The sequence below is a fragment of the Roseomonas sp. AR75 genome (genome assembly GCF_005222815.1).
In the GTDB taxonomy this organism is placed as follows: Bacteria; Pseudomonadota; Alphaproteobacteria; order Acetobacterales; family Acetobacteraceae; genus Falsiroseomonas.
Genome location: NZ_STGB01000006.1, coordinates 294,791 through 320,517 on the forward strand (window position 1 = coordinate 294,791; position 25,727 = coordinate 320,517).

A 25,727-nucleotide genomic window follows, 5' to 3' on the forward strand; every position below is an offset into this window, starting at 1 on the left:
CGAGGGGGGCGAGCAAGTCAGGCCCCCGCCACGCTTCCGCTGAACGGAATTTCCTGTTCCGTCAGCCTGGCGCCGGCAGGCTGCCCATGACGCGGGAAAGCCGCGCCGCGCGGTCCTTCAGCAGGCCGGCAAAGCGCGCCTCGTCGCCGGCCGAGAAGCGTGCCTGCGGCAGGGTGATGCAGAGATCCGCCACGACACGCCCGCGCGCGCCGAAAACGGGCGCCGCGATGCCGACCGCACCCTTCGTCTGCTCGCCGCGCGTGATGGCGTAGCCGCGCGCCCGGAAGCGGGCGAGGCGCTCGGCCAGCGCCGCGCGGTCCGGCGGCACCTGGCCATCCACCGGCGAAGGCTCGCCGCGCGCGAGGATGTCAGACAGTGCCCGCGGGCCGAGCCAGGCCAGCATGCAGAGGCCGGTGGCGCCCCAGAGCAGGGAGCGATTGCGGTGCATGCGGATCTCGTAGGGCACCGGCCGTGCCGCCGGGGCCATGTCCACGAACATCATCGTCAGCGTCTGCGGCAGCAGCACACCCAGCATGCAGGTCTCCGCCGTTTCCTGCGCGACATCCTCCAGCACCGGGCGCGCCAGGCGCAGCACGCCCGCCTTGCGCGCGGCCAGCGCGCCGATCCGGCTGAACTCCGCGCTGACCCGATAGCGCCGCTGCGGCGCGCGCTCGATCATGCCGGCTTCGATCAGCTGGTCCAGCAGGCGGTGCAGGGTGCTCGGCGCCAGGCCGAGCGCTTCGGACAACTCCTTGATGGAGGCGCTGCCCTGCGCTTCCGCCATGCTGCGGAGCAGGCCCACCACGCGTGCGACGACGCTCACCCCCGACGCGTCCGCCGCAGCGTCGCGCCCTGCCCTCTGCCTGCCGGGAAACGCGGCCGCCATGCATCCTCCGCCCATCCGCGGGCCATGCGGCGGGGCACGCATTCCGCAGAGCGGAAGCTGTCGCGATCGGACCCCCGGCGCAGGACCGCCTGCGGTGGTAATGTCATCATGTCGGACAGACCGCATCCAGGGGGAATTTGCACGATGACCACACATGGCGGGCCGCTGGCCGGCAAGGTTGCCATCGTCACCGGCGCGGCGCGGCGCAACGGGCGGGACACTGCCTATGCGCTTGCGGGTGCCGGCGCCGCTGTCGTGGTGAATACCCGTGCCTCGATGGCGGAGGTCGAGGGCGTGGCGGCGGAAATCCGCGCCCGCGGCGGCCGCGCGCTCGCGGTGCTGGCCGACGTCACGGAGGAAGCCGACGTCGCGCGCATGGTGGCGCGGACGGTGGAGGAGTTCGGGCGGCTCGACATCCTCGTGAACAACGCCGCCGACCGCGCGATCGCCCCCTTCACCGAATTGCCGCTGGCGGAATGGCGCCGCGTGATCGGCATCATCCTGGACGGCGCCTTCCTCTGCGCCCGCGCCGCCATCCCGCACATGATCGCGGTCGGCGGCGGGCGCATCGTCAACATGGGCGGCGTGACCGGACATATCGGGGCGCATCAGCGCGCCCATGTCAGCACCGCGAAGGCCGGGCTGGTTGGGCTGACCAAGGCGCTCGCGGTGGAATTCGGCGCGCAGGGCATCACCGTGAACTGCGTCGTCCCCGGCAAGATCGGCGGCCCGCGGAGCGCGACGGCGGGCGAGGCGCCGGGCAGCGGCGGCGGCGCGCGGGTGCTGACCGGCGGCGAAGGGATGACGGAGGAGGTGGCGGCGATGATCCTGCATCTCTGCCTGCCGGTCAGCCGCTTCATCACCGGGCAGTCGATCCACATCAGCGGTGGCGCCTACCTGCCTTGACCATGCCGCGCCCAGCGGGGCCAAGGACCTTCAGCCCGCAGCACGCCGGGAGGCATCCGCATGAGCAACGACACGACACCCGCCGGCGCAGCGCCGATGCAGGGGCATGGCGCCTACAACAGGCGCTCTGCCGTGCAGGCCTCCGGCGCCTCCCCGGCCTTGCCGCTGCTCGAGGATGCCGCGCGCGAGGTGGCGGTGCCGGCGGGAGAGGGGCCGGTCGTCATCGTCGATTATGGCTGCTCGGAGGGGCGCAATTCGCTCCTGCCGATGGCGGCGGCGATCGGCGCCCTGCGGAGGCGCATCGGATCCGCGCGCGAGATTTCGGTGGTGCATACCGACCTGCCGGGGAACGACTTCGCCTCGCTGTTCGAACTGCTCGCCTCCGATCCCGAGAGCTACCTGCGCAACGACGCGGCGACCTTCCCCAGCGCGGTCGGACGCTCCTTCTACGCGCAGATACTGCCCGCCTCGAGCGTCACCCTAGGCTGGAGCGCATGGGCCGTGCAGTGGCTCAGCCGCATTCCCGCACCGATCCCCGATCACGTGCAGGTCGCCTGCAGCCGCGACAGCGCGGCGCGCGAGGCCTTTGCCTGGCAGGCCGCGGAAGACTGGGCGACCTTCCTCGCCTGCCGCGGTCGCGAGTTGCATCCCGGCGGGAAACTGGTCGTGCTGACGATGGCGCGCACCGACGAGGGCGATTTCGGCTACCGTGCCCTGCTGGCCGCCATGTACGACACCCTGCGCGCCCTGGTCGCCGACGGTGTCGTGCGGGCGGAGGAGGCGGCGCGGATGGCAATCCCCACCGTCGGCCGCACCCGCGCCGAGTTCTCCGCGCCGTTCTCTGGGGCGGCCTTTGCTGGCCTGACGCTGGAACGTCTCGACATGCTGGATGGCGAGGACGGGATCTGGGACGACTTCGCGCGCGATGGTGATGCGCAGGCTTTCGGATCGCGCTGGGCGGGCTTTGCCAGTGCTTCGGTGCTGCCGACCCTGGCGCGCGATCTCGCCGGCGGCGCCGAGGATGCGCGGGCGGCGACGTTCATCGCGCGCATGGAGGCGGGGATGGCGGCGCGCCTGGCTGCCGCACCGGAACCGATGCTGATCCCGCTCGCCGCACTCGTGCTGGCCCGCGCCGCGGATCGCGGGTGATCCGCGCGCCAGCCACGGGAACGCTCCGCATCGCCGGCGGCCTGCGACCGCATGCAGCGGCAAGGCAGCGAAGTGTGTGCCGCGTTGCTGGCGGTGCATGAGGCGCCGATCTGCGCGGCCGAGACGGGCGCCTGACTGGTAGCGGGGCGAACGGATCCGCGCCCCGTTGCTACCTGCCTGCTACAGAGGCTGTTAGAGGCCTCGGTGGCGGGCTTGCTATGTGCTTGGAAAGATTGGCGGACCCGACACGATTCGAACGTGCGACCTTTGCCTTCGGAGGGCAACGCTCTATCCAGCTGAGCTACGGGTCCTTCCAGGCCTGCATACCCCGCCCGGCCGCCTCGGGGAAGTCCCGATGGTGCCGGTGCGCGCGCCTTGGGGAAGGGTCGGGCTGTGCGTTCATGCAGGCCCGGGCCGTTGCTCGCCTCGGCCGCAACGACGTGGCGCTTGGGTCCGGCGCCGTCCCGCAGATCGGGCCGATCCGACGGCACACGGCAACAACCCCCACAGCCAAACCGTCCAGCTTTGACGACAAAAGCGGCAGCTTGGCAGATTTTGTCGATAAGGATTGCCATGGCAGCGGGATCTGATCATGCTGCGCCCGACCATGGCCGCACCGCGACCCACAGCCGCTGCGCCGTCCGGCCCGGAGACGCAGGCGACGGCCGCTTTCCGGCGGCTGCGCGCGGAGATCCTGCAGGGACGGCTCGCACCCGGCGCCCGGCTCAAGGTTCTTGACCTCGCCGCGCGTTATGCGATCGGCCCGGCGCCGCTGCGCGAGGCACTGTCGCAACTCGCCGCCGAAGGCTTGGCGCGGCGGATCGAGCAGCGCGGCTTCCGCGTGGCCGATGCCGATCCGGCCGACTTCACCGGGCTGATCCGCACCCGTTGCCTGGTGGAGCCGCTCGCCCTGCGTGAAGCGGTGCAGTGCGGCGATGCCGCGTGGGAGGATGGCATTGCCGGCGCTGAGCGACGCCTGGCCCGCCTGCCACGCTCGCTCGAACGGCTGCGCTACGTTCCCAACCCGGCCTGGGAAGCGGCGCATCTCGCCTTCCACCGCGCCCTGATCGCCGCCTGCGGCGCGCCGCCGCTCATCGCCTTCTGCGAACGCCTGCGGGAGGAAGCCGACCGTTATCGCGCCCTGGCCGGCCCGCTCGGCTACCCATCCCGCGACGTGGCCGCGGAGCATGCAGCGATCGCGGCCGCTGCGCTGGACCGCGACGCGCCGCGCGCGGCAGAGCTTCTCACGCAGCATCTTGCCACCACCGGGGATTTCGTTCGCCAAGCGCTGGACGGCGTCGCGGCAACCCTGGGCCACGGCCGGCGCCGCATGACCCACGCCGACCACGACGCCGACCGATAGGGAAGCAGGGAAGGGAACGCATGCCCGCCAACGAGAGCCTGTTGCCGACGACGGTCGTCGGCAGCTACCCGCAGCCGGACTGGCTGGTGGACCGCGCCGTGCTCGCAAAGAACCTGGTGCCGCGCGTGCGCATGAAGCAGATCTGGCGCGTCGCGGAGGATGCGCTGGAGCAGGCGCAGGACGACGCGACTCTCGTCGCCATCCGCGACATGGAGCGGGCCGGCATCGACATCATCACCGATGGCGAGATCCGCCGCGAAAGCTATTCGAACCGCTTCGCGTTGGCGCTGGACGGGGTCGACGTCGACACGCCGGCCGAGGTGGTCGGGCGCACCGGCAAGGTCACGCTGGTGCCGCGCGTGGTGGGAAAGCTTCGCCGGCGCGAGCCGGTCGAGGTGCGCGACATGCGGTTCCTGCGCGCGAACACCGACCGGAAGGCCAAGATCACGCTGCCCGGCCCCTTCACGTTGTCGATGCAGGCGCATGACGAGCATTATGGCGACGAGGAAGCGCTCGCCATGGCCTATGCCGAGGTGGTCGCGGAAGAGGCGCGCGCGCTGAAGGAAGCCGGCGCCGACGTCATCCAGCTCGACGAGCCGTGGCTGCAGGCGCGGCCGGAACAGGCGAAGCGCTACGGCGTCAAGGCGATCAACCGCGCGCTGCAAGGCGTGCCCGGGCCGACGGTGGTGCATCTCTGCTTCGGTTATGCAGCGATCGTGACGGAGAAGCCCTCCGGCTATTCCTTCCTGCCGCAGCTTTCCGATTCCGTCGCCGACCAGATCTCGATCGAGGCGGCGCAGCCGAAGCTCGACCTCGGGATCCTGAGTGACCTGTCGAACAAGACGGTGATGCTGGGCGTGCTCGACCTCGGCTCACCGGAGGTCGAAACCGCCGAGACGGTGGCGGCGCGCCTGCGAGCCGGGCTCAAGCATGTCGCGCCGGAGCGGCTGGTGGCTGCGCCCGATTGCGGCATGAAGTACATGCCGCGCGAGCGCGCCTTCGGGAAGCTGAAGGCGCTGGCCGAGGGCGCGGCCATCGTGCGGCGGGAGCTGGCGGGCTGATGCGGCTGCTCGGCCTCTGCGGCAGCACTCGCACCGGGTCCTGGAATCGAGCGCTGCTGGATGCCGCGGCGGAACTCGCGCCGGCGGGCGTGACGATCGAGCCCTGGGATCTCCGGCGCCTGCCGATGTACGACGACGACATCCGCCTGGCCGGCTTTCCTGCGGAGGTCGTGGCGTTCCGCGAGGCGGTGCGCGCGGCGGACGGGCTGGTCTTCGCGACGCCGGAATACAACCGCTCCCTGCCGACCATCCTGAAGAACGCGATCGACTGGGCTTCGCGTGCGCCGGACCAGCCCTTCAACGGGAAGAAGGCGGCGATCATGACGGCGTCGAACGGCGCGCTGGGCGGCGCGCTCGCCAACCATCATCTGCGGCAGGTGCTGGTCTATCTGAATGTCTTCGTGCTGCCCGGGCCGGAGGTGATGGTCGGGCTCTCGCCGACGAAGTTCAAGGACGGCCGCCTGGCCGACGAGCCGACGCGGGAGGCGGTGCGCCGGCACATGGCGGCCCTGGCATCCTTCGCCAGGGCATAGGCGGCGTGCGGGAAGGGCGCTGCCCTCCCCGCCGTCTCACGAGGCCTTGGCGCGCGCTGCCAGATACTGTTCCAGGCTGATCCGGTTCGGCACCACCATGCCGGGCTTCGGCGTCACGCCGGCGAAGGGCGTCGCGTCGTCGTACCAGCATTGCGGCGCGGGATAGCCCCAATCCATCGTCGCCTTGCGCTTCGCCTCGTCCCAGCGCACCGGTTCCTGCTCCAGGTCCAGCATCTGCTTCGGCGATTCCGGGATGATCTCCACGCGGTGGCCGTCCGGGTCGCGGAAATAGGTGTACTGCACATGCCCCTGGTTGTGCCGCGCGGGGCCGCGTTCGACGAGCTGGCCGAAGCCGTGGATGCCGGCGGCGTCGCAGGCCTTCATCATGTCCTGCACGCTCGGCGTGCCATAGGCGAAGTGGTGCAGGCGCGGGCCGGGCCCCGGCATGAACACGATGTCCCAGGGGATGTCCTTGCGGTGCATGAACACGCCGGTCAGCGTGTCCTCCGGCCCGGCCACCACATAGTCCGACGTGCGGAAGCCGAGGCTGGTCCAGAAGGCGCAGGCGCCGGGGATGTCGGCGCTGTGCACCTGCAGGTGGTCGAAGCGCAGCGCGGCGGCGCCAGGGAAGTGGTCGGTCTCGATGGTCCGGCGCGGCATCAGCGTCATGCGCGCGCAGAACTCCACGGGCATGTCGTAGGGATCGCGCACCGCCAGCGTCCTGCCCTGGTGCGGGCGATCCACCCAGGCGGCGTGCAGCCCTTGTGCCTGAAAATGCTCGTGCGCCTTGTCGAGTTCGAGCTCGGTCAGCACGCGGAAGCCGATACGCTCGCAGCGCGGCTCCTCCGTCGTCTCGCGCAGGATCAGGCTGTGATGGCCCACCTCCTCGATGCCGCGGAGCCAGGCGACGTTCCCCTCGCGCGCGCTGACCACCAGGCCGAGCACGCGGGTGTAGAAGCGCAGGCTGCGCTCCATGTCGTTCACCGTCATCGCCGCGTAGCTGACGCGGGTGATGTTGAAGGGCGGGTAGAAGACCGGGGGCGGGATCGTGGCCATGATGGGATCTCCGAAGCGGGCGCGCGTCAGGCGCGCTTGAACCAGGGCTCGAGCGCGACGCGCAGCGGGCCGTTGATGCGTGCAACCGCGTTGTACCAGGCCACCGCCATCACCAGGTCCATCGCCTCGCGCAGCGGGAAGGCGGCGGTCAGCGCGTTCCAGGTGGCGTCGGTGACCTCGACATGCTTCGTCGCCTCGATCGCATAGGCGAGCACGGCGCGTTCCTTCGCATCGAACAGCGGCGAGGCGAGCAGGTCCTCAGGCTCCGTGCAGGCTTCCATCGCCTCGAGCTGCTCGCGCGGCGCGCCGCCCTTCAGCGCGGCGTTCCAATGCTTGTTGAATTCGTAGGTGGAGTTCGCCGCGCGCGCCGTCATGCACACGCCAAGCTCGCGGTAGCGTGCCGGCATCACCGCACCGCGCCGCATCTCCCCGGTGAAGTCCAGCAGCGGCGCCAGCAGGTTCGGCATGTTGCACAGCGCGAGGAAGACATGCGGCGCCGGGTCGCCGCGCTCCTTCAGCATGCGGTCGTAGACGGGCCGGAGTTCCTCCGGGAAGTCCTCGCGGCCGGGGAGAGGCACACGCGCCATGCAGTACGGCTCCGATCTGGGCGGGCGCCGGCCTGGCGCCCGCAATGCCTCAGGCGGCGATGTTGCGGTCGCGCACGAGCTTGCCCCAGAGCTGCCATTCGCGTTCCACCTTGGCGCGGAAATCCGCCTGGCTGAGCGAAGGCGCGAGCATCGAGGCCTCGAAGACGCGGCGCTGATTGGCGGGCTCCGCCATGATCTCGGAACAGGTGGCGTGCAGCTTCGCGACGATCTCCGGATCGGTGCCGGCGGGGGCGAAGAGGCCGAGCCAGAAGTCCGAATTGACCGCCGGCGCCACGGTCTCCGACACCAGCGGCACATCCGGGAAGATCGGCGACCGGCGCTCGCCCACCTGCGCCAGAGCGCGGCCATAGCCGTTGCGCACCAGGGGTGCACCATTCAGCACGTCGAACAGCGCGACATGCACCTGGCCCTGCATCACGCCCTGCGCCAGCAAGGCGCCGCCGTTGAAGGGCACATGCACCATCTCGGTGCCCGTCTCCGCCATGAACAGCTCCATGGAGACATGGCTGAAGGCGCCGATGCCGTGGCTGCCCAGGTTGAACTTGCCGGGATTGGCGCGCAGCTCCGCGACCAGTTCCTGGATGGTGTTGGCCTTGATCTCGCGTCCGACGACGATGATGGAGGGACCGGCCAGCGTTTGCACGATCGGCACCAGGTCGCGCGGCGTCTCGTAGGGGACGGGCCGGCGAAGATGCGGGCCAACCACCATCGGGCTGCTCGAGGCGAAGAGCAGCGTGTGGCCGTCCGGCGCGGCGCGGATGACGTACTGGGTGCCGACGATGCCGCCGGCGCCGGGGCGCAGTTCCACCGCAAAGGGGCGACCGAGCCGGCGTTGCAGCGGCTCCGCCAGCACGCGCGCGAAGATGTCGGGGCTGCCGCCGGGTCCCGTCGGGGCGATGATCGTCACCGCCCGGTTCGGATAGCTGCCCTGGGCGCGCAGGAGAGAGGGCATGCCGAGGGTCATCAGCCCTGCCCCGGTCAGCAGCGCGCCGCGTCTGGTGATGGTCATCTCGTTCCTCCCGCGATGGTGCGCCGCGGTCGCCGCCTGCGCGGCGATCCGGGCATCCCACTTGCTTCTGTCGAGCCTTGTTCCCGCGCGCCGGCCCGCAGCCGGGCGGTACGCGCGGAGCAGTTGAGAATCGATATTCCGGCGAGGCAAGGCGGATTATCGAGATTCTGTCGGGAGGGCCGCGGGCCGGGATGCCGCGGCATTTCCGGACCGTGGCTGGCTCGGCTAGCCTGTGCCGGAAACCGCCCACCGGCGCGCTGCACGGCCGCGCACGAAGGAAACAAGCCGATGAACGATGGACCCGTCCCCGGCTCCAACGAGGCCCGCAGCCTGCTCCAGGCGCTCTATGCGGAGATGGCGCCGCAGCATCTCTATCCGCTGTGGGAGGTGCTGAGCGCGCTGGTCACGCCCACGCCCAGCTCGCCCGTCCAGCCGCATCTCTGGCGCTACGATCCCGCGCGCACGCATCTGCTGCGCGCCGGCGACCTGATCACGGCGGAGCAGGCCGAGCGCCGCGTGCTGATCCTGGAGAATCCGGGCCTGCCCGGCAGTTCCGCCGTCACCACCAGCCTTTATGCGGGGTTACAGCTGATCCTGCCGGGCGAGGTCGCGCCCTGCCATCGCCATACCCAGTGCGCGCTGCGCTTCGTGATGGAAGGCGACGGCGCCTTCACCGCGCTGGACGGCGAGAAGGCGATCATGCGGCCGTTCGACCTGGTGCTGACGCCGAACTGGCAGTGGCACGACCACGGCAATGCCAGCGGCAGGCCGATGATCTGGCTGGACGGGCTCGACATTCCCACCGTGCGGCACTTCGCCGCCTCCTTCGCCGAGCGCCTGCCGGATGGCGCCATGGCGCATGCGGAGACGGCGCCGCCCGGCGACACGCTGGCGCGCTACGGACGGAACCTTCGGCCTTTCGGCGGGACCGCCTCGGCCCGACGCCCGGCCGGGCAGCCGCTGTTCCACTATCCCTATGCCGAATGGCGCGAGAGCCTGGCGGCGATGGCGCGCGCGGGCGATCCCGATCCGCATCTTGGCCATGCCCTGGAATTCGTGAACCCGGCGGATGGCGGGCCGGTGATGCCGACCATTGCCGCGCATGTCCGCCTGCTGCCCAAGGGCTTCGCGACGCGGCCACGCCGCGCCACGGATGCGACGGTCTTCGTGGTGGTCGAAGGCGCGGGACGCGCGCAGGTCGGCGAGCAGGATCTCGCCCTGGCGCCGCGCGACCTGCTGGTGGTGCCGGCCTGGGCCAGCCTGCGTCTGGCGGCGGACAGCGATCTGGTGCTGTTCGGCTATTCCGATGCCGCCGCGCAGCAGAAGCTGGGCCTGTGGCGGGAGGCACGGCTGTAGCCGCGCGTCCCTACCGGTCCATCAGCCCGTCGATCAGGTTGCGCAACACGGCGACGCCATCCGCCAGCCCGTCGAGTTGCGCCGGCCGGCCGGCAGCGTTGCCGGGCGCCGCGGCGAAGCCGCCGGCGCGGTCCTGCGTGAGTTCCGCCGCCGAAAGCCGCCCGTCGCCGTCGTAATCCAGGCTCTCCACCAGCAGCCGCGCCGCCAGGATGCCGCCCAGCGCGCCGGCGGCGACGGATCCGGCGACGCTTTCCTGCGTGCCGCCATCCTGCACCGCCGCGAGCCAGGCGGCGCCGCGCAGCAGCCGGGCGATCTCCGCCGGCGAGAGCTTGCCGTCGCCGCTGACATCGCCCTGGCGCAGCACCGCTTCCGCGCAGGCGCCGGGCGCCCCGCCCGTGCAGGACGCCTCGATCTGCTCCAGCGCGGCGAGGAAGGCGATGCCTTCCCCATGCAGCGCGGTGACGCTGGCGGGTGGCGTGGGGCAGCGGCGCCAGGCGATGACAGGCGCGTCGCCGGGCAGTCGGTCGTCGCGCGTCTTCGCCTCGGGCTCGATCGTCTCCAGGCCCTCCGGCCGCGCGCGGAACATCAGTCGCGGCGCTTCCGGCCCGTTTCCGATGCCGAGCGTGTAGGTGCCTGCCGGCCGTGTCTCGACAAAGCGAAACAGCCGGCCCGGCGCCTCCGCTTCGAGCAGCGCCGCGCTGCGGGCGGTCAGCGCCAGCATCGCATCGGGATCGGCGCAGTCGCCGCTGAACCAGGCGCCGCGAAGCGGCAGCGGCACCTCCTGCGCCGAGGCCGGGGCGGCCAGCAGCAGGGTGGCGAGAGCGGCCACCATGGCGCATGCGGTCTTCATCGGATCTCGATCTCCTCGCCGGCGCAGAGATCCACGCCGCGGCGCAGGACCTCGCGCCCGTCGCGGAACACGGCGACGAGGTCTGCGGCACAGGACTCCGCATCGGCCGGCTCGATCTCCAGGGTCATGCCGATCGGCAGGATGTCGTCGCCGAGCCGGTCCTCGCCACGCGGACCGCCGGGCGGCCCCGCATGGACCGCGATGATCGGCAGCCCGCCGCCATTGCGCAGCCGCAGCGCGCCGGGCGCCTGCGCGGCCGGCTCGGGCAGGACGGGTTCCTCCTCGTCCAGCCGCTCGGCGACCACCCAGCCGGGCCGCAGCACGATGCGGGTCGTCGCGCAGATATCCAGGGCGCGCCGTTCCTCCGCGGCGCCCTCGGCGAAGACGATGCGCAGATCGGCGAGGCAGGCGCCTTCCATCTCCACCGTCGTGTCCTCGTCCACGGCGAGCATCGCGGCGTTCAGCCGGTCCGGCCCCCAGTCGGAGTCGGACGAGGGCGAGAGATAGACCTGCCGTACCGTCGCCAGGTGGCGGTTGGCGAGCACGATGCGCCGCATCGGCGCCCGGTCGCTGCCGGTGCGGTCGAAGGCGATCTCGCGCGCGCCGCAGAGGTCCACGCGCCCGCGGACTTCCCCGCGTCCGTCGTCATAGACGGCGCGCAGGTCGAAGACGCAGTCGCGCGTGCGCATGCGCAGCAGGAAGCGGCCGGCGGGGGGGATGGCGGCCTGGCCGAGGCGGTCGCGGCCCCAATCCGGCGGCCCGCCGGCCGAGACGTAGAGCTCCCGCAGCCGCACCTGGCTGCGATTCGCGACCACCACCTGCAGCGTCGGCAGCGACGGGTCGCCGAAGACCAGGCGCGGCGTGGCGCAGAGATCGACCCCGTGCCGCACCTCCTCGCTGCCATCGGCGAAGCGCGCGACGGCGTCGAACACGCAGGCCGGCACGCGGCCCAGGTTGATCCGGTGGGTGCTCGCGGGGCGCACCACCTCGGCGCCGAGCAGATCCGGGCTGCGCAGGCCGCTGTCCGGTGGCGACAGGAAGAACTGCATCAGCACGAGGTCGGTCTCGTTCTGCAGCAGCACCGCGCGCTCGGCCGCAGGGGGAGAGGAGGGCGCGGGCGCCAAGGGCTGTGCCCGCACGGGCGCAACCAGCACGGCAAGCAGGGCCAGGGCGGCAAGCGCGCCGCGCGTCGGGGGGCCGAACGTCGTCATCCCGCTCCTCCGGTCGCTCCGTGGCTGGGACGGCGACAATGCTTCGGCCGGCCTGCACCCGGCAAGCGGGGGCGGTCCGTGCTGCCGGAGGGTTCAGCCTTCCATCGCCTCCGGCGTCGCTTGCGGCCGCAGCAGGGCGAAGGCGAGCAGGATCGCCAGCAGCAGGGCACCGGCCAGGGCGGGCGCGCGCCAGTCGCCGGCCAGGACGCGGTTGACCAGCAGCGCAGCGCAGACCAGGGCGCCGGCGGCCGGCACCGGCCAGGGCACCTCGAAGCCGCCATGCGGCTCGCCCGGGCGGCGCTGCAGGACCAGCAGCGCGAGATTCACCACGCTGAACACGGCCAACAGCAGCAGCACCGTGGCGGCGGCAAGCTGGCCGATGTCGCCGGCCAGGACGAGCACGACGATCACCGGCAGCAGCGCCAGGATCGCGACATGCGGCGTGTGGCGGCGCGGGTGGATCCGAGTGAGGGCGCGGGGGAACAGCCCGTGCCGCGCCAGGCCGAGCAGCAGCCGCGACGCGGTCACGTAGTTCAGCAGCCCGGTATTGGCGACGGCGAACAGCGTGATCGCCGCATAGCCCCATGGCGGGAACCAGGGTGCGGCGCGCGCCATCACCTCCACCAGCGGGCCCGGCGCCGCCGCCAACTCCTGCCAGGGCACCACCGAGACCGCCGTGATCGCCACGGCGATGTAGAGCGCGGTCGCCGCCAGCATCGCGGCGATGATGCCGATGGGCAGCGTGCGCCGCGGATCGCGTGCCTCCTCGGCGACGTTCAGCGTGTCCTCGAAGCCGATGAAGGCGAAGAAGGTCAGGATCGCGCCGGTCATCAGGAAGGACAGGCCGATGCCTTCGCCGGTCGGCGTCTCCAGCAGGGGCTGGCTGCCCCACCAGCTTGCGCCGACCGCGATCACCAGCAGCAGGCCGGCCGCTTCCACCACGGTGCAGACGATGTTCACCCACATGCTCTCGCGGATGCCGCGCAGCACGATGCCGGCGAGGATGAGCACGAAGCCGAGCGCGATCAGCACCGGCGGCACCGCGGGCAGGCCGGCGAGCGCGATCAGGTTCGCCGCCACCACATGCGACTGCGTCGCGACCGAAGTCAGGCCGGAAGCCATCACGGCAAGGCCCACGGTCCAGGTCAGCAGCGGCATCGCGAAGGCGCGGCCGGTGACATAGGCCGCGCCGCCCGCGCGCGGATAGCGGCTGCCGAGCGAGGCATAGGACAGGCCGGTCAGCAGCGCCGCCACCATGGCGACGACGAAGCCGAGCCAGACCGCCGATCCCAACTCGCCCGCGGCGCGCCCGACCAGGCCATAGATCCCCGCGCCGAGCATGCCGCCGAGCGTGTAGGCGAAGAGCTGGAACGGCCCGATGCTGCGCCGGAGGGCGGGCTGGGACGCGGCAGCCTGGTCGGTCATAGGCGGCTCCCCATGCAGTCGAGACGCGCCGGGCGCCCGGGCGGTTGCAACCGCCCGCCGTTTGCGCCGGTTCTGCGGCTGGCCTAGGCTTCGCGCAATGCCACGGATCGGTCGATTCCAGGGAGGAACCATGAGCTTCCGTCGCCGCAACGTCCTGACTGCCGCGCTCGGCCTTTCCGCCGGGGGCATGCTGTCCTGGCCCGCCGCCGCGCAGCAGCGCTTCGCGAACCTCTTCATGTTCATCCCTGCCGGCCCGGGCGGTGGCTGGGACGGGCTTGGCCGTGCCATCGAGCAGGTGGCGCGCGGCGCCGGCCTGGTCGGCAACTTCCAGTTCGAGAATGTCGGCGGCGCGGGCGGCATGGTCGGGCTGCCGCGCTTCGTGGCGCAGCGCCGCGGCCGCGGCGACGCGCTGATGGTCGGCGGTTCCGTCATGGTCGGCGCCGGCATCACCAACAAGTCGCCGATCACGATCAAGGATGTCGTGCCGATCGCCCGCATGACGGAGGAGATCGGCGTGGTCGTGGTGCCTGCCGCCTCCGAGTTCCAGAACATCGGGCAGGTGCTGCAGGCGCTGCGCAGCAATCCCGGCGCGGTGGCGGTGGGCGGCGGATCGGCCGGCGGCACGGACCACATCACGCTCGGCCTGGTGCTGAAGGCGCTCGGCCGCAACCCGCGCGAGGCGTCCTATGTCGCCTTCGCGGGCGGCGGGCCGGCCCAGGCGGCCATCATCGGCGGGCAGGTGAAGGCGGGCATCTCCGGCTATTCCGAGTTTGCCGAGCAGATCAAGGCCGGCCGGATGCGCGCCCTGGCCACCACCGGGGAACGCCGGTCCGATCCGAACATCCCGACGCTGAAGGAGAGCGGCGTGGATGTCGTCACCTCCAACTGGCGCGGCGTGTTCGGCGCGCCCGGCATCAGCGCGCAGCAGCGCCAGGCGCTGGTGGACCTGATGACGGCGATCCATGCGCTGCCGGCCTGGAAGCAGATGCTGGAGACCCGCGGCTGGGACGATGCCTTCCTGGCCGGGCAGCCCTTCGCCGAGTATCTGACGCGCGACATCACCGCGACCGAGGGTGTGCTGCGCGACCTCGGCCTCGCCACGTGAGGCAGGCACGGCCCGACCGCGCCGATCTCGGCGCCGGGCTGTTCGTCGTTGCGCTGGGCGGGCTTGCCGTCTGGCAGGCCCTGGCGATCCCGACCTCGCCGCTCTACGCGCAGGTCGGGCCGAAGCTGGTGCCCTGGCTCATCGCCGCCGGGTTGCTGGTACTCGGCGTCCTGCTGACGCTGGAGGCGCTGCGCGGCGGATGGTCGGCGGACATCCCGGACATCGCGGAGGCGCCGCCGCCCAATCCGCGATCGCTTGCGCTGCTGCTGGCGGCGCTGCTGGCGAACCTGGTGCTGATCGAGCCGCTGGGCTTCACGCTCGCGGCGACGGTGCAGTTCACGCTGGTGGCGGCCGCGTTCGGCTCCCGCGCCTGGCTGCGCAACGCGGCGATCGCCTTCGTCGTGGCGCTTGCGGCCTACACGCTGTTCGTCAAGCTGCTCGGCGTGAACATCGGTGCCGGGCTGGTCGAAGGCCTGGTGTTCGGGTGGCCGGAGTGAACCCGGCGGGGATGCGGTAATGGATGCCATCGCCGGCCTCTCGATGGGTTTCGCGAATGCGCTGAGCCTGACCAATCTCGGCTGGGCGTTGCTCGGCTGCTTCCTGGGCACGGCCATCGGGGTGCTGCCGGGCCTCGGCCCGGCGCTGACCATCGCGCTGCTGCTGCCGATCACCTTCAGCGTCAGCGCCACGGGTGCCTTCATCCTGTTCTGCGGCATCTTCTACGGCGCCATGTACGGCGGCTCCACCACCTCCATCCTGCTGAACACGCCGGGCGAGAGCGGCTCGATCATCACCGCGCTCGAAGGGGCGAAGATGGCACGCAACGGCCGTGCCGGGCCGGCGCTGGCGACCTCGGCCATCGGCAGCTTCGTCGCCGGCACGGTCGGCACGCTCGGCATCGCCTTCCTCGGCCCCGTCGTGGTGGAACTCGCGCTGCAACTCGGCCCGGCCGAGTATTTCTCCCTCATGGTGCTGTGCTTCGTCACGGTGTCCGCGGTGCTGGGCGGCAGCGCGCTGCGTGGGCTGACGAGCCTGTTCTTCGGCCTGCTGCTGGGGCTGGTGGGCATCGACCTGCAGACCGGCCAGCCGCGCCTGACCTTCGGAATCGTCGAGCTGCTGGACGGCGTGAACGTGGTGCTGGTCGCGGTTGCGTTGTTCGCGGTGGGGGAGACGCTCTACCTCGCCTGGCGCCATGTGGAGGGCAAGGCAGAGGTCCTGCCGGTCGGGCGCATCATGATGTCGCGCAGCGACTGGAAGCGGAGCGTCTGGCCGTGGGTTCGCGGCGCCGGCCTCGGCTTCCCCTTCGGCGTGATGCCGGCGGGCGGGTCGGAGATGCCGACCATGCTGAGCTACTACGCCGAGCGGAAGCTGGCCTCGCCGGAGGCGCGCAAAGAATTCGGCACGACCGGCGCGATCGAGGGCGTCGCCGGGCCCGAGGCGGCGAACAACGCCGCCGCGGCGGGCGTGCTGGTGCCGATGCTGACGCTTGGGCTGCCGACCAGCGCGACGGCGGCGATCATGCTGTCGGCCTTCCAGAGCTACGGCATCCAGCCGGGACCGCTGCTGTTCACGACGCAAGCGGAGCTGGTCTGGACGCTGATCGCGAGCCTCTTCATCGCCAATGTCATGCTCGTGGTGCTGAACCTGCCGCTGGTGGGGCTGTGGGCGCGCATCCTGAAGATTCCCCAACCCCAGCTGTACGCCGGCATCCTGATCTTCGCGACCATCGGCACATACGGCATCAGCAATTCCGTGGTCGATCTGATGCTGCTCTACGGCATCGGCATCATCGCCATGTTCATGCGGCGCTTCGACTTCCCGGTTGCGCCGGTGGTGATCGGCATGATCCTCGGCCCGATGGCGGAACAGGCGATGCGCCAGGCGCTGACCATCAGCCAGGGCGATTGGACCACCTTCCTGACGCGGCCCGTCAGCCTGGTGATCCTGCTGGTGGCGGCGGCGGCGCTGCTGGGCCCGCGGCTATATGGACGCTGGGTGCGGCGGATGGCGGGTTAGCGCTGGCAGCCTTTGCTTGCAGTGCACAGCAGATTGTGCGATTTTTGCACATGACCTTGCGTGACTACTTGCGAAGGACCGGAACGACGCTGACTGCCTTCGGCGATCGTGTCGGCGTGTCCCATACGACGGTCATGCGTTGGGCCGCCGGCCAGGCAGCGCCGCGCGACAAGGCGACCATGGAGGCCGTGGCAAGGGCGACGGACGGCGCCGTGACAGCAGCAGATTTCTTCACTCCGGCCGGACCGGCGCCGAGTCAGGGCCTGGCAGAAAGCCAAGCTCCCTTCGCCGAAGCCCGCGCCCTTGGTCTCGACCCCGACGCCGTCGCAGTGCGGGCGATCCAGGACGCCATCCGCGCGGAAAAGGCACGCCGCTGGCAGGAAGAGAACCGCGAGGCACTCGAAGCGCAGAACGCGTGGATCGAGAAGCACGGCCTGCCGCTTGCGAAGTATCGGATATTCTGACCAGGTGGCGCGCTTCGAACTGCATCGTGCGCCGCATGGGAGCGGCTACCTCCTGAACCTCCAGCACGACCTGCATGCGCATCTCTCGACACGGGTCGTCGCACCGCTTCTGCCGGTGGCCGATGCGCCGCCACCCGCGCGGGGCCTTAACCCGCAATTCGCGCTGGACGACGGCCCCCACATCCTCTTCCCACAATTCATGGCCGCTGTGCCGAGACGCGAGCTCGGCCGCTCGGTCGGCAGCCTCGATGCGCATCGCGACGAGATCACCCGCGCCCTGGACCTGCTGCTGACCGGCTTCTGAGCGCGACGGATCACGAAGTCGTTTGGTCTGTTTCCCGGAGGTTTCCGGCAGGACAGCGCGCTTGATCCGCTGCGCCCTTCACCCGAAATCCCCGCCATGATCGACGCCAAACAACTTCTCGACCGCTTCCTGGGATCGCAGGGCGGCAACCGCGCGCCCGGCGCGCCGGCATCGCCGGGCGCCGGGTTCCAGCTTCCCTCCGGCCTGTCAGACCTGACGCGGCATGTGCCCGGCGGCGCCGCCGGACTTGCGGCCGGTGCCGGGCTGCTGGCCACGATGCTTGGCGGGAAGAAGATGCGGAAGATGGCGGGCGGCGCCATCGGCTATGGCGGCGCTGCGGCGCTCGGCGCGCTGGCCTATCGCGCCTGGCAGAACTGGCAGGCACAGCCCGCCGCGCAGGCGGGGCAGCCCGCACCGCCCACGGCACCGGAGCGCTTCCTGCCCGGCGCAGCGCCGGCGGCCGATGGCGCGCCTTTCGAACTGGCCCTCGTGCGCGTGATGGTCGCCGCGGCGAAGGCTGACGGCCACGTCGATGCCACCGAGCAGCGCGCCATCTTCGAGGCGGTGGAGCGCGCCGGGCTGGATGCCGAGGCGAAAGCCTTCGTCTTCGACCTGTTGCGCCGCGACATCCCCTTCGAGGAGATCGCCGGCGGGGCCGCGACCCCGGAACAGGCGGCCGAACTCTATGTCGCCGCGCGCCTGTCGATCGATCCGGACGAGGCTGCCGAGCGCGCCTGGCTTGCCGCGCTGGCGCATCGCCTGTCGCTGCCCGACGGGCTGGTGGCGCAGATCGAGGCGGAAGCGCAGCGCAACGGCTAACCCATCCCGCGCCGGCCATGCCATGCTGTCCGGCACAGGAGGAGGGAACGCCATGATCCAACGCAGGATGCTGCTGGCGGCGGCAGCCGCCACGCTCGCCGCGCCGCGCGCCATGGCCTGGCCGGATCGGCAGGTGCGCTTGCTGGTGGGCTTTGCGCCCGGCGGCGCGGTGGACACCGTGGCGCGGCTGATCGCCGGCCCGATGGGCGAGACGCTCGGGCAGTCCGTGGTGGTGGAGAACCGCCCCGGCGCCAGCGCGAATATCGCCGCGGCCGCACTCGTCAGCAGCCCGGCCGATGGTCACACCGTGCTGATGGGCGCCTTCGCGCATGGCGTGAATCCCAGCCTGATCAACCTCGGCTACGACCTGCGGGAGCTGAAGCCGGTGCTGCAGCTCACCCGCGTGCCCACCGTGCTGATCGTGCACAAGGACAGCCCCTGGCAGAGCGCGGCGGAGCTGGTCGCCGCTGGCAAGGCGAAGCCGGAGGGGCTGACCTATGCCTCCGGCGGCGCCGGCACGGCGAGCCACCTGGCGCCGGAGCTGTTCGTGCGGCGCGTCGGCATGAAGGCGACGCATGTGCCGTTCCGCGGTGGCGCGCCGGCGATGCAGGCGGTGATGGGCCGGCAGGTGGACTTCATGTGCGAGAACCCGCAGCCCGCCTTCATGGCGGCGGGATCGCCGATCCGCCCGCTGGCGGTGTTCCGCACCACGCGGCTGCCGCTGTTCCCGGATGTGCCCGCGATCACCGAGGCAGGCTTCGGCGCGGGCCTCACGATCAATTCCTGGCACGGCCTGTTCGTGCGCAACGGTGCGCCGGACGAGGCCATCCAGCGCATCGTCGCCGCGGCGCAAGCGGCGATGGCGCGGCCGGAGGTGCGCACGCGGATCGAATCGCTGACGATCGAACCGGTGGAGAGCTCGCCCGCCGCCTTCGCCGCCTTCTTCGCCGACCAGGTGGAGACCTGGGGCAAGGTGGTGCGCGAGGCCGGCATCTCCGTGCAGTAGCTGCCGCACGCCCGCCATCATCCTGGCCGATGCGACGGGCGTGACCGACGAGAATCCGCTGCTGCGGCGCGCGCTGTTCGGCGCGCTGGTCGCGGCGATCGCCCTGCTGCTGCTGTGGCTGGCCTGGCGCGCCCTGGCGGCGGGCGGCGTGAACGCCATCGAGGCGTTGATCCTGCTGGCCGTGCTGCTGGTGACGCCCTGGGCGGCGCTCTCGGCCGCCAATTCGCTGGTGGGGCTGGCGATCCTGCTGGGATCGCGCGATCCGCCCGCCGCGGTGCTGCCGGCGCTGCGGCTCGCGCGGCCGGGCGTGCCGAACGCCGTCACCGCGCTCGCCGTCTGCATCCGCAACGAGGACATGGACGCCGTGTTGCCGCCGCTGGCGCGGCTGCTGGATGACCTCGCGGCGGCGGAAGCCGGCGACCGCTTCCGGCTGTGGCTGCTGTCCGACACGCAGGATGCGGCGCTGGCCGCGGCCGAGGAAGCGGCTGTGGCGCGCTTCGCCGACGGGCGCGCCAATGTCCGCTACCGGCGGCGGACGGAGAACACCGGCTTCAAGGCCGGCAACGTGATGGACTTCCTCGACCACCACGCAACGGACGAAAAGTTCTTCATCACGCTGGATGCGGACAGCGTCATGACAGCCGAGGCCGTGCGGCGCCTGGTCGCGGTGATGGAGGCCGATCCGCGTCTCGCTATCGTGCAGCAACTCATCGTAGGGCGGCCGGCGCTCGCGGCCTTCCCGCGGCTGTTCCAGTTCGGCATGCGCGCGGGCATGCGGAGCTGGGCGACGGGGCAGGCCTGGTGGCAGCTCGATGCCGGGCCGTATTGGGGGCACAACGCGATCCTTCGCTGCGAGCCGTTCCGGCAGCATGCACGGCTGGAGGCGCTGCCGGATGGCAGCCGCATCCTGTCCCACGACATGGTGGAATCGGTGCGGCTGCAGGCCGCCGGCTGGCGCGTGCGCTGCCTGCCGGAGGAGTCCGGCAGCCTGGAGGCGAACCCGCCCGCCATGCCGGAATTCATGCGCCGCGACGAACGCTGGGGCGCGGGCAACATGCAGTACTGGCAGTTGCTGCGCCTGCCGAACTTCACCGCGATGGGGCGCCTGCAACTGCTCCAGGCGATTCTTCTGTTCGTGGGCGCGCCGCTCTACGCCGCGATCCTGTTTCTCGCGGCGATCAACGCAGTCTCGGGCGGTGGCGCGGCGACGCCGATGGGCGCGCTGGCGTTGGCCATCTTCGCGCAGTGGCTCTGCTACTTCGCGCCGAAGCTTGCGGGCTACGCGCATGCCCTGCTGAAGGGCGAGGTCGCCGCGCGCTATGGCGGGCGCGCCGCCTTCGCGAAGGGCGCGCTGGCCGAGATCCTGTTCATGCAGCTCTTCGAGCCGCTCTCGACGCTCAACAAGGCGATCTTCCTGGCCACGCTGCCCTTCGGCCGCCGTACCGGCTGGGCGCCGCAGAACCGCGCGGAGCGCGGCATCGCCTGGGGCGACGCGGCGCGGCTGCTGTGGCCGCATACGCTGGTCGGCGTTGCGCTGACGCTCGCCTTCGCCAGCGTCTCGCTGCCGGCGCTGCTGCTGGCGCTGCCCTTCACGCTGGGGATGGTGCTGGCCGTGCCGCTCTGCGTGCTCAGCGCCGATCCCCGGATATCCGCCTGGCTGCGCGAACGCCGAATCGCCGCGACGCCGGAAGAACGGGTCAGCGGGTGACCACTTCCAGGAAATCGAGCAGCGCGCGGAGATCGGCCTCGTTGCCGACGCGCTGGATCGGCATCTTCGTCCCCGGCGTCACGACGTCCGGTCCGCGCGTGAACAGGTCCGCCACGCTCTCCCGCGTCCAGACGATGTCGCCGCGCGCCAGGCGGTCGGAGTATTCGTAGCCGGCGACGCTGCCCATGCGGCGGCCGAACAGGTTGTGCAGATGCGGCCCGGCCATGTTGCCGCCTTCGGCGGTCAGCGAATGGCAGGCCGCGCAGGCGCGGAACACGCGCGCGCCGTGCGGGCTTGCGCCCTCCGGGATGGCCTGCTCCGCCTCCGCGCCGAGCGGGCCGATGGGCCGGCCCGTCGCCGCGTCCCACCGCCGCACGCGGCGATCCGTGCCGCCGGTCCAGAGGCTCTTCCCGTCCGGCGCGAAGACCGCCGACCATACCGGCAGGCCGGGGCCTTCCAGCGTGTGCCGCAGGCGCAGCGTCGCCGGCTCCCACAGCGTGACGCTGCCGCCGAGCGAGGCGGCGGCGAGCAGCCCGCCATCCGCCGTCCCCGCCAGCGCGACGAGCGGCCGCGCGCCGGCCCGCACCTCCCGCACGCCGCCGTCGGGCGCGACGAGGCGCAGCATGCCGTCCACCCCGCCCACCGCCAGCGTGCCGTCCGGCAGCGCCGCCAGCGTGTTCTGCGGGAAGCCGAATTCTGCCAGCACCAGGCCCGGCTCGCCTTCCGGCCAGGTCCGGACCGTGCCGTCGAAGCCTGCCGTCGCCACGATGCCGTCGGGGCGGAAGGCCACCGCGTTGACGTTGCCCTGGTGGCCTTCCAGCACGCGCGCCGCGCCGGTCGCCAGGTCCCAGACTCGCGCCGTGCCGTCCCAGGCGGCCGAGGCCAGGAACCGCCCATCCGGCGAGAGTGCCAGCGCGGCGACCGGCTCCGTGTGTCCTTCCAGGATGCGCTCCGGCTGCGCCCCCGGTCGCACCGGCCAGAGCGCGATGCGCCCATCCTCGCCAGCCGAGGCGAAGCCGCCCCCTGGCAGCGGTGCCAGCGCATTCACCGCGCCTGCATGCCAGCGCACCACGGCGCGCGCGCGCCCGGCCTCGGGGTCCCAGACGATCATGGACTGGTCGAAGCCGGCGGAGGCCAGCGCGCCGCCGGAGACCGCCAGCACGCGCACCGGGCCGCCATGCACGGCCTCCTGCGCCTGGGCGGCGGGCGTAATCAGCAAGAGCAGCAGGAGAAGGAAGCGCATCGCGGCAAATTGCCGAACTCGCCGCCGGCTGCAACCATCCACGCCCCGATCCGCACTCAAGGAGCCGCGCCCATGACGACACATGACGAGGAGGTCGCCTGGGCGCGGCTGACCGCCGCCGAGATCCAGGCCCGCGCCAGGCCTGAGACCGTGGTGCTGATCCCCACCGCCTCCATCGAGCAGCACGGGCCGCACCTGGCAACCGGCGTGGACATGTGGCTGGCCTCGGCCGTTGCCGAACGCACCGCCCGCAAGCTGCAGGCGGCCGGCACGCCGGCGCTCGTCACGCCCTGCATCTGGTCCGGCTTGGCCGATCACCACATGCCCTTCGGCGGCACGCTGACCCTGGACGTGGACGGCTTCGCCGCGGTGGTCGGCGGCATCGCGCGATCCGTCGCGCGGCACGGCTTCCGGCGCATCGCGCTGGTCAACGGCCATGGCGGCAATGTGGAAGCGATCTTCACCGCCGCCATCGAGCTGACCAAATCGCTCGGCGTGCCGGTGGTGGGCGTCACCTACTGGCAGGCGAGCGCCGACCGCTTCGCGGCGATCCTCGAGACGCAGACCAATGTGCAGCATGCCTGCGAGGCCGAGACATCGATGGTCATGGCCGTGCAGCCGGATTGCGTGCGGGCGGAGAACATCGCGCGCGCGGTGCCGAAGCGCGCCAGGCCGCCAGCGCCGCCCGGCTTCAAGCGCCACCGCGGCTTCGTCGAGATGACCGACACCGGCGTGATGGGTGACCCCCGCGCGGCCAGCGCGGAGAAGGGCGAGCGCCTGCTGGAGGCGGCTTCCGGGCGCCTGGCGGAGGAGATGGCGCGGCCGGAGCTGTGGAACTAGAGAACGAGATCGTTCACCGAAAGCTGGCCCGGGATCAGCCCGGCCAGCAGCACGCCATCGCCGCCGCCGAGCGCGATGGAGATGCCGCCGGCCACGCCCTGCGCGATGTCCAGCACCGCAGCGGCATCCAGCCCGAAGCCGGTCAACACCAGCCGGTCCTGGCCAGGCGTGAAATCCTCGATGCGATCGAAGCCGTCGCCATGCCGCAGCACGAAGCTGTCGGCGCCGAGCCCGCCGCGCAGCGTGTCCGCGCCGGTGCCGCCCTCGATCATGTCGGGGCCGCCCGCGCCATCCAGGCTGTCATTCGCCGCGCCGCCGAGCAGGTGGTTCGCCGCGTCATTGCCGATGCCGATCCGGCCCGAGCTGCCAAGCCGCAGCATCTCCACTCCGCTGGGCAGCACGATGGCGAGCGGCGTCTCGACGATCAGCCGGTCGAGCTCGCCGCCGGCATCCTCGATCACGCGATCGGACGGGTCCTGCACGACATAGGTGTCGAAGCCGGCACCGCCCCGCATCGTGTCCGCGCCGGCGCCGCCGATGAGCAGGTCGCTGCCCTCGCGCCCGTCCAGCCAGTCCGCGCCGCCGCCGCCTTCCAGCCGGTTCGCCGCCTGGTTGCCCGCCAGCGTGTCGGCGCCGTCGCCGCCGATGGCGTTCTCGATCAATGAGGCGGTGTTGCCCTCGAAGAGCAGGCTGTTGAAGACGTTGCCGCGCGCCTTGGTGCCGTCGCGCGTATCCAGCGTGGCGAGCTGCCCGGCGGACAGCACCGACCAGGCGCCGGGCGCGAGGTCCACCGCGACGCCGTCGCCATAGTTCGACAGGTCGTAGGTGTCGCTGCCGCCGCCGTCCCATATCGTGAGGAAGACGCGGTTGGCATTGCCGCCGATGCCGGCGCCCGGTGCGCCCTGGCCGATGCCGTCCACGAAGCTTTCGCCTGTGGTCGGGTTCCAGCGATAGACGGTGTTCCCGGCACGATACCCGTAGTCGGCGCCGTAGAGCGACTGCAGTGCGGCGATGTCCAGCATCATCCAGCCCTGCGCATAGTCGAAGGTGCCGTTGGTGTAGCCCGAGGTTGTGGAGGCGCCGGTCTTCGACCGGTACGACATCACCGTGAATTCCAGGCTGTCCCATTCCAGCGGCATCGGCGCGAAGCCGTTCCAGCTCTCGTGCGGATGCTTCAGGCCGAGCGCATGGCCAAGCTCATGCACCGCCACCATGAACTGGTAGGTACCGAGCCGCGGCAGGTCGAAATTGTAGCGGCTGCCGAACCAGACATCGCCGCCCTCGCGCCCGTTCGGATAATAGGCCCAGGCGGTGGAGGGCGCCGAGGAGCGCGCGATGCGGATATCCGCCCATTGGTCCTGCGTTCCTTCCTGCAGCACCAGGCCGGTGAAGGACATCACGGATGGACCAGGGCTTCCCGGTCCGGTGCTGACGCCGGCCGCATCGCCCATCAGGATCTTGCGCACCGCGTCGCGCATCTGCGACCCGACCTGCGCGAAGCCGCGGGCCGGTTCCGAACTGCCGTAGAACGCCTCGTAGTCCGAGGCGCTGTCGGGAAAGGCAAAGGAGACGGGGTCGCCCAGGCTCCAGGCATACCCGCTCAGCACGCCATCCACCCCGGCGTGACCCGTGGGGGTCAGGCGAAGGGCCGGCGCCGTGGGCTCGGCCGAGGGGGCCGTGACGCCGAGGGGCGAATCCGAGCTGAAGCCGGTGGAGGCCCAGCACTGCCAACACATGGGAAAGGAGGTTCGCGGAGGGCCCGGCGTGGCGGCCGGTCCTTCTGACCTGGCCGGCCTCCGCCTCCTGCGGGGTGCGGGGCCACGCGCCGGCGCGCCCCGCAAGTCGCACCATCGCAGACGGCGGTGAAGGCTTGGTGAATGCCGCGCCCACCGGCATCACCGCCGGGCCGATTGAATGCCGCGCCGGTCCGGGCTAACGGAGGGGTCGCCGATGGGGCGTAGCCAAGCGGTAAGGCAGCGGTTTTTGGTACCGCCATTCCCAGGTTCGAATCCTGGCGCCCCAACCTTTTTGTAGGTCATGTGATGTGCGCCGTGCTGCGCACGTCGCCCTCAGACGCCGGCGCGCGCCTCCGCGCGCTTGGCTTCGCGGCACCGGCCGCGGCCGCCATTCGGCGGCTCGCCCGCCTCCGGCGGGCGCCCTTCCCGTGGCTCAGTCGGTGTGGGGTGCCAGGTTGGCCCGCGCCCGGCGGAGCAGCGCGACCAGGGTGGCGCGTTCCTCCCCGGACATGTCGCGCATCGCCTCGTCCAGCACGGCATGCGCCTCCGGCAGCAGCTTCTCGCGCAAGGCGCGGCCGGATGGCGTGAGGTGGATGGCCACCTTGCGGCGATCCTCCGTGCTCGGCTCGCGCCGGATCCAGCCGGCGGCCTCCATGCCGCGCAGCGCGATCACCGCGGTGGGTTCCTGCATGCCTGTGCGCTGCGCGAGCTCGCGCTGCGTCACGCCGTCGCGTTCCCACAGCACACGGAGAAAGTACCAGGCACCGAGCGTCGCGCCATGCGGCTGGATGCGCGCCTGGAGGTTGCGCTGGATGGCGCGGTTCAGTTCCCGCACCTGGTAGCCCAGGCTTTCGTCGAAGGGCAGCGGTGCGGCGCGCGGCCGCCTGGTCATCGCGGGCGGTTCGCGGCGGCGGTGAGCGTCGCGATCATGTCCTGCTCGGCCGCCGCGGCACTCATGTAGCGCGGCGCGGTGGTGACGAAGGGGCTTTGCGAGTCCGCGGGCATGTAGACGGCCAGGTAGAACAGGCCGGTCGCGGGATCGCGGGTCGGCTCGATGCGCAGCGTTGCCATGG

General features: G+C 71.5%; 26 protein-coding genes and 2 tRNA genes. 16 read left to right on the plus strand and 12 right to left on the minus strand.

What is annotated here, in order from left to right; all coding sequences use genetic code 11:
• Positions 1–61: 61 nt before the first annotated feature.
• A complete protein-coding gene (locus E4T13_RS25935; RefSeq protein ID WP_170985257.1) occupies positions 62–823 on the minus strand; it encodes an IclR family transcriptional regulator in 762 nt (253 codons plus the stop codon).
• Between the two features lie 207 nt (positions 824–1,030).
• On the opposite strand from E4T13_RS25935, the gene E4T13_RS25940 reads away from it, so the two are divergent.
• Together E4T13_RS25940 and E4T13_RS25945 are read left to right on the plus strand one after the other, a co-directional pair.
• Complete coding sequence (locus E4T13_RS25940; protein ID WP_137181256.1) at positions 1,031–1,792, plus strand: SDR family NAD(P)-dependent oxidoreductase; 762 nt, start codon at positions 1,031–1,033, stop codon at positions 1,790–1,792.
• Positions 1,793–1,852: 60 nt separating this feature from the next.
• Complete coding sequence (locus E4T13_RS25945; RefSeq protein ID WP_137181257.1) at positions 1,853–2,941, plus strand: SAM-dependent methyltransferase; 1,089 nt, start codon at positions 1,853–1,855, stop codon at positions 2,939–2,941.
• Positions 2,942–3,175: 234 nt separating this feature from the next.
• Here the strand turns inward: E4T13_RS25945 and E4T13_RS25950 are convergent.
• Positions 3,176–3,252 (minus strand) — tRNA-Arg (locus E4T13_RS25950).
• A gap of 281 nt (positions 3,253–3,533) precedes the next feature.
• Between E4T13_RS25950 and E4T13_RS25955 the strand changes: the two genes are divergently transcribed.
• From E4T13_RS25955 to E4T13_RS25965, 3 genes are read left to right on the plus strand one after another with little or no spacing between them, the layout of a single operon-like run.
• Positions 3,534–4,304: a GntR family transcriptional regulator gene (locus E4T13_RS25955; RefSeq protein WP_137181258.1), complete on the plus strand. Its 771-nt coding sequence runs from the start codon at positions 3,534–3,536 to the stop codon at positions 4,302–4,304.
• 20 nt (positions 4,305–4,324) lie between these two features.
• Entirely contained in the window at positions 4,325–5,365 is a 1,041-nt protein-coding gene (locus E4T13_RS25960; RefSeq protein WP_137181259.1) for a uroporphyrinogen decarboxylase family protein, read from the plus strand.
• Positions 5,365–5,898, plus strand: coding sequence for an NADPH-dependent FMN reductase (locus tag E4T13_RS25965; protein WP_137181260.1), 534 nt, complete (start codon positions 5,365–5,367; stop codon positions 5,896–5,898). The genes E4T13_RS25960 and E4T13_RS25965 overlap by 1 nt, the downstream gene beginning before the upstream one ends.
• A 36-nt stretch (positions 5,899–5,934) precedes the next feature.
• On the opposite strand, the gene E4T13_RS25970 is transcribed toward E4T13_RS25965, so the two are convergent.
• Genes E4T13_RS25970 through E4T13_RS25980 form a run of 3 tightly spaced genes read right to left on the minus strand, consistent with a single transcriptional unit; the run spans position 5,935 to position 8,571 of the window.
• Positions 5,935–6,954, minus strand: coding sequence for a VOC family protein (locus tag E4T13_RS25970; protein WP_137181261.1), 1,020 nt, complete (start codon positions 6,952–6,954; stop codon positions 5,935–5,937).
• A gap of 26 nt (positions 6,955–6,980) precedes the next feature.
• Positions 6,981–7,541 (minus strand): carboxymuconolactone decarboxylase family protein, encoded by a 561-nt coding sequence (locus E4T13_RS25975; protein ID WP_137181262.1) that lies wholly within the window; start codon positions 7,539–7,541, stop codon positions 6,981–6,983.
• Positions 7,542–7,590: 49 nt separating this feature from the next.
• Positions 7,591–8,571: a tripartite tricarboxylate transporter substrate binding protein gene (locus E4T13_RS25980; RefSeq protein WP_137181263.1), complete on the minus strand. Its 981-nt coding sequence runs from the start codon at positions 8,569–8,571 to the stop codon at positions 7,591–7,593.
• A 288-nt stretch (positions 8,572–8,859) separates the two neighbouring features.
• On the opposite strand from E4T13_RS25980, the gene gtdA reads away from it, so the two are divergent.
• Entirely contained in the window at positions 8,860–9,927 is a 1,068-nt protein-coding gene (gene gtdA / locus E4T13_RS25985) for a gentisate 1,2-dioxygenase (RefSeq protein WP_137181264.1), read from the plus strand.
• 10 nt (positions 9,928–9,937) lie between these two features.
• Here the strand turns inward: gtdA and E4T13_RS25990 are convergent, their stop codons facing one another.
• From E4T13_RS25990 to E4T13_RS26000, 3 genes are all read right to left on the minus strand, one after another.
• Positions 9,938–10,777: a hypothetical protein gene (locus E4T13_RS25990; protein WP_137181265.1), complete on the minus strand. Its 840-nt coding sequence runs from the start codon at positions 10,775–10,777 to the stop codon at positions 9,938–9,940.
• On the minus strand, positions 10,774–11,988 hold the full coding sequence (locus E4T13_RS25995) for a hypothetical protein (RefSeq protein ID WP_137181266.1): 1,215 nt from the start codon (positions 11,986–11,988) through the stop codon (positions 10,774–10,776). Before E4T13_RS25995 ends, E4T13_RS25990 begins: the two co-directional genes overlap by 4 nt.
• Before the next feature lie 93 nt (positions 11,989–12,081).
• The gene (locus E4T13_RS26000; protein WP_137181267.1) at positions 12,082–13,413 is read right to left on the minus strand and encodes an APC family permease; all 1,332 of its coding nucleotides are present in this window, start codon (positions 13,411–13,413) and stop codon (positions 12,082–12,084) included.
• A 130-nt stretch (positions 13,414–13,543) separates the two neighbouring features.
• Here E4T13_RS26000 and E4T13_RS26005 point away from each other — a divergent pair, with 130 nt between their 5' ends.
• The 8 genes from E4T13_RS26005 to mdoH all read left to right on the plus strand — a co-directional run bounded on the left by E4T13_RS26005 (position 13,544) and on the right by mdoH (position 20,835).
• Positions 13,544–14,518: a tripartite tricarboxylate transporter substrate binding protein gene (locus E4T13_RS26005; RefSeq protein WP_137181268.1), complete on the plus strand. Its 975-nt coding sequence runs from the start codon at positions 13,544–13,546 to the stop codon at positions 14,516–14,518.
• A complete protein-coding gene (locus E4T13_RS26010; protein ID WP_137181269.1) occupies positions 14,515–15,015 on the plus strand; it encodes a tripartite tricarboxylate transporter TctB family protein in 501 nt (166 codons plus the stop codon). Before E4T13_RS26005 ends, E4T13_RS26010 begins: the two co-directional genes overlap by 4 nt.
• 19 nt (positions 15,016–15,034) lie before the next feature.
• Positions 15,035–16,534 carry a tripartite tricarboxylate transporter permease gene (locus E4T13_RS26015; protein WP_137181270.1) on the plus strand — a complete coding sequence of 500 codons (1,500 nt, stop codon included), beginning with the start codon at positions 15,035–15,037 and terminating at the stop codon, positions 16,532–16,534.
• Positions 16,535–16,584: 50 nt separating this feature from the next.
• Entirely contained in the window at positions 16,585–16,998 is a 414-nt protein-coding gene (locus E4T13_RS26020; RefSeq protein ID WP_206030313.1) for a type II toxin-antitoxin system CcdA family antitoxin, read from the plus strand.
• A 4-nt stretch (positions 16,999–17,002) separates the two neighbouring features.
• Positions 17,003–17,302: a CcdB family protein gene (locus E4T13_RS26025; RefSeq protein ID WP_137181271.1), complete on the plus strand. Its 300-nt coding sequence runs from the start codon at positions 17,003–17,005 to the stop codon at positions 17,300–17,302.
• 96 nt (positions 17,303–17,398) lie between these two features.
• Positions 17,399–18,121: a tellurite resistance TerB family protein gene (locus E4T13_RS26030; RefSeq protein WP_137181272.1), complete on the plus strand. Its 723-nt coding sequence runs from the start codon at positions 17,399–17,401 to the stop codon at positions 18,119–18,121.
• A gap of 52 nt (positions 18,122–18,173) precedes the next feature.
• Positions 18,174–19,127 (plus strand): tripartite tricarboxylate transporter substrate binding protein, encoded by a 954-nt coding sequence (locus E4T13_RS26035; protein ID WP_137181273.1) that lies wholly within the window; start codon positions 18,174–18,176, stop codon positions 19,125–19,127.
• Between the two features lie 40 nt (positions 19,128–19,167).
• Entirely contained in the window at positions 19,168–20,835 is a 1,668-nt protein-coding gene (mdoH, locus tag E4T13_RS26040) for a glucans biosynthesis glucosyltransferase MdoH (RefSeq protein WP_137181274.1), read from the plus strand.
• On the opposite strand, the gene E4T13_RS26045 is transcribed toward mdoH, so the two are convergent.
• Positions 20,825–22,078, minus strand: a complete 1,254-nt coding sequence (locus E4T13_RS26045; protein WP_137181275.1) for a c-type cytochrome — start codon at positions 22,076–22,078, stop codon at positions 20,825–20,827. The two genes, mdoH and E4T13_RS26045, sit on opposite strands and share 11 nt — an antisense overlap.
• 72 nt (positions 22,079–22,150) lie before the next feature.
• On the opposite strand from E4T13_RS26045, the gene E4T13_RS26050 reads away from it, so the two are divergent.
• Positions 22,151–22,918: a creatininase family protein gene (locus E4T13_RS26050; RefSeq protein ID WP_137181276.1), complete on the plus strand. Its 768-nt coding sequence runs from the start codon at positions 22,151–22,153 to the stop codon at positions 22,916–22,918.
• Here the strand turns inward: E4T13_RS26050 and E4T13_RS26055 are convergent.
• Positions 22,915–24,654, minus strand: coding sequence for a M10 family metallopeptidase (locus E4T13_RS26055; RefSeq protein ID WP_137181277.1), 1,740 nt, complete (start codon positions 24,652–24,654; stop codon positions 22,915–22,917). The genes E4T13_RS26050 and E4T13_RS26055 overlap by 4 nt on opposite strands.
• Before the next feature lie 215 nt (positions 24,655–24,869).
• Here E4T13_RS26055 and E4T13_RS26060 point away from each other — a divergent pair.
• Positions 24,870–24,941: transfer RNA gene (locus E4T13_RS26060), tRNA-Gln, on the plus strand.
• 146 nt (positions 24,942–25,087) lie between these two features.
• Here E4T13_RS26060 and E4T13_RS26065 read toward each other — a convergent pair.
• Both E4T13_RS26065 and E4T13_RS26070 read right to left on the minus strand, forming a co-directional pair.
• Positions 25,088–25,546 (minus strand): MarR family winged helix-turn-helix transcriptional regulator, encoded by a 459-nt coding sequence (locus tag E4T13_RS26065; RefSeq protein ID WP_137181278.1) that lies wholly within the window; start codon positions 25,544–25,546, stop codon positions 25,088–25,090.
• On the minus strand, positions 25,543–25,725 hold the full coding sequence (locus tag E4T13_RS26070; protein ID WP_137181279.1) for a hypothetical protein: 183 nt from the start codon (positions 25,723–25,725) through the stop codon (positions 25,543–25,545). The genes E4T13_RS26065 and E4T13_RS26070 overlap by 4 nt, the downstream gene beginning before the upstream one ends.
• Positions 25,726–25,727: the final 2 nt, after the last annotated feature.

Excerpts from the sequence above, each read along its gene's own strand:
- E4T13_RS25940 (WP_137181256.1), top strand. The coding sequence starts at position 1,031 with ATGACCACACATGGCGGGCCGCTGGCCGGCAAGGTTGCCATCGTCACC.
- E4T13_RS25945 (WP_137181257.1), top strand. The coding sequence starts at position 1,853 with ATGAGCAACGACACGACACCCGCCGGCGCAGCGCCGATGCAGGGGCAT.
- E4T13_RS25955 (WP_137181258.1), top strand. The coding sequence starts at position 3,534 with ATGCTGCGCCCGACCATGGCCGCACCGCGACCCACAGCCGCTGCGCCG.
- E4T13_RS25960 (WP_137181259.1), top strand. The coding sequence starts at position 4,325 with ATGCCCGCCAACGAGAGCCTGTTGCCGACGACGGTCGTCGGCAGCTAC.
- E4T13_RS25965 (WP_137181260.1), top strand. The coding sequence starts at position 5,365 with ATGCGGCTGCTCGGCCTCTGCGGCAGCACTCGCACCGGGTCCTGGAAT.
- E4T13_RS25970 (WP_137181261.1), bottom strand. The coding sequence starts at position 6,954 with ATGGCCACGATCCCGCCCCCGGTCTTCTACCCGCCCTTCAACATCACC.
- E4T13_RS25975 (WP_137181262.1), bottom strand. The coding sequence starts at position 7,541 with ATGGCGCGTGTGCCTCTCCCCGGCCGCGAGGACTTCCCGGAGGAACTC.
- E4T13_RS25980 (WP_137181263.1), bottom strand. The coding sequence starts at position 8,571 with ATGACCATCACCAGACGCGGCGCGCTGCTGACCGGGGCAGGGCTGATG.
- gtdA (WP_137181264.1), top strand. The coding sequence starts at position 8,860 with ATGAACGATGGACCCGTCCCCGGCTCCAACGAGGCCCGCAGCCTGCTC.
- E4T13_RS25990 (WP_137181265.1), bottom strand. The coding sequence starts at position 10,777 with ATGAAGACCGCATGCGCCATGGTGGCCGCTCTCGCCACCCTGCTGCTG.
- E4T13_RS25995 (WP_137181266.1), bottom strand. The coding sequence starts at position 11,988 with ATGACGACGTTCGGCCCCCCGACGCGCGGCGCGCTTGCCGCCCTGGCC.
- E4T13_RS26000 (WP_137181267.1), bottom strand. The coding sequence starts at position 13,413 with ATGACCGACCAGGCTGCCGCGTCCCAGCCCGCCCTCCGGCGCAGCATC.
- E4T13_RS26005 (WP_137181268.1), top strand. The coding sequence starts at position 13,544 with ATGAGCTTCCGTCGCCGCAACGTCCTGACTGCCGCGCTCGGCCTTTCC.
- E4T13_RS26015 (WP_137181270.1), top strand. The coding sequence starts at position 15,035 with ATGGATGCCATCGCCGGCCTCTCGATGGGTTTCGCGAATGCGCTGAGC.
- E4T13_RS26020 (WP_206030313.1), top strand. The coding sequence starts at position 16,585 with ATGACCTTGCGTGACTACTTGCGAAGGACCGGAACGACGCTGACTGCC.
- E4T13_RS26030 (WP_137181272.1), top strand. The coding sequence starts at position 17,399 with ATGATCGACGCCAAACAACTTCTCGACCGCTTCCTGGGATCGCAGGGC.
- E4T13_RS26035 (WP_137181273.1), top strand. The coding sequence starts at position 18,174 with ATGATCCAACGCAGGATGCTGCTGGCGGCGGCAGCCGCCACGCTCGCC.
- E4T13_RS26045 (WP_137181275.1), bottom strand. The coding sequence starts at position 22,078 with ATGCGCTTCCTTCTCCTGCTGCTCTTGCTGATTACGCCCGCCGCCCAG.
- E4T13_RS26050 (WP_137181276.1), top strand. The coding sequence starts at position 22,151 with ATGACGACACATGACGAGGAGGTCGCCTGGGCGCGGCTGACCGCCGCC.
- E4T13_RS26055 (WP_137181277.1), bottom strand. The coding sequence starts at position 24,654 with ATGTGTTGGCAGTGCTGGGCCTCCACCGGCTTCAGCTCGGATTCGCCC.
- E4T13_RS26065 (WP_137181278.1), bottom strand. The coding sequence starts at position 25,546 with ATGACCAGGCGGCCGCGCGCCGCACCGCTGCCCTTCGACGAAAGCCTG.
- E4T13_RS26070 (WP_137181279.1), bottom strand. The coding sequence starts at position 25,725 with ATGGCAACGCTGCGCATCGAGCCGACCCGCGATCCCGCGACCGGCCTG.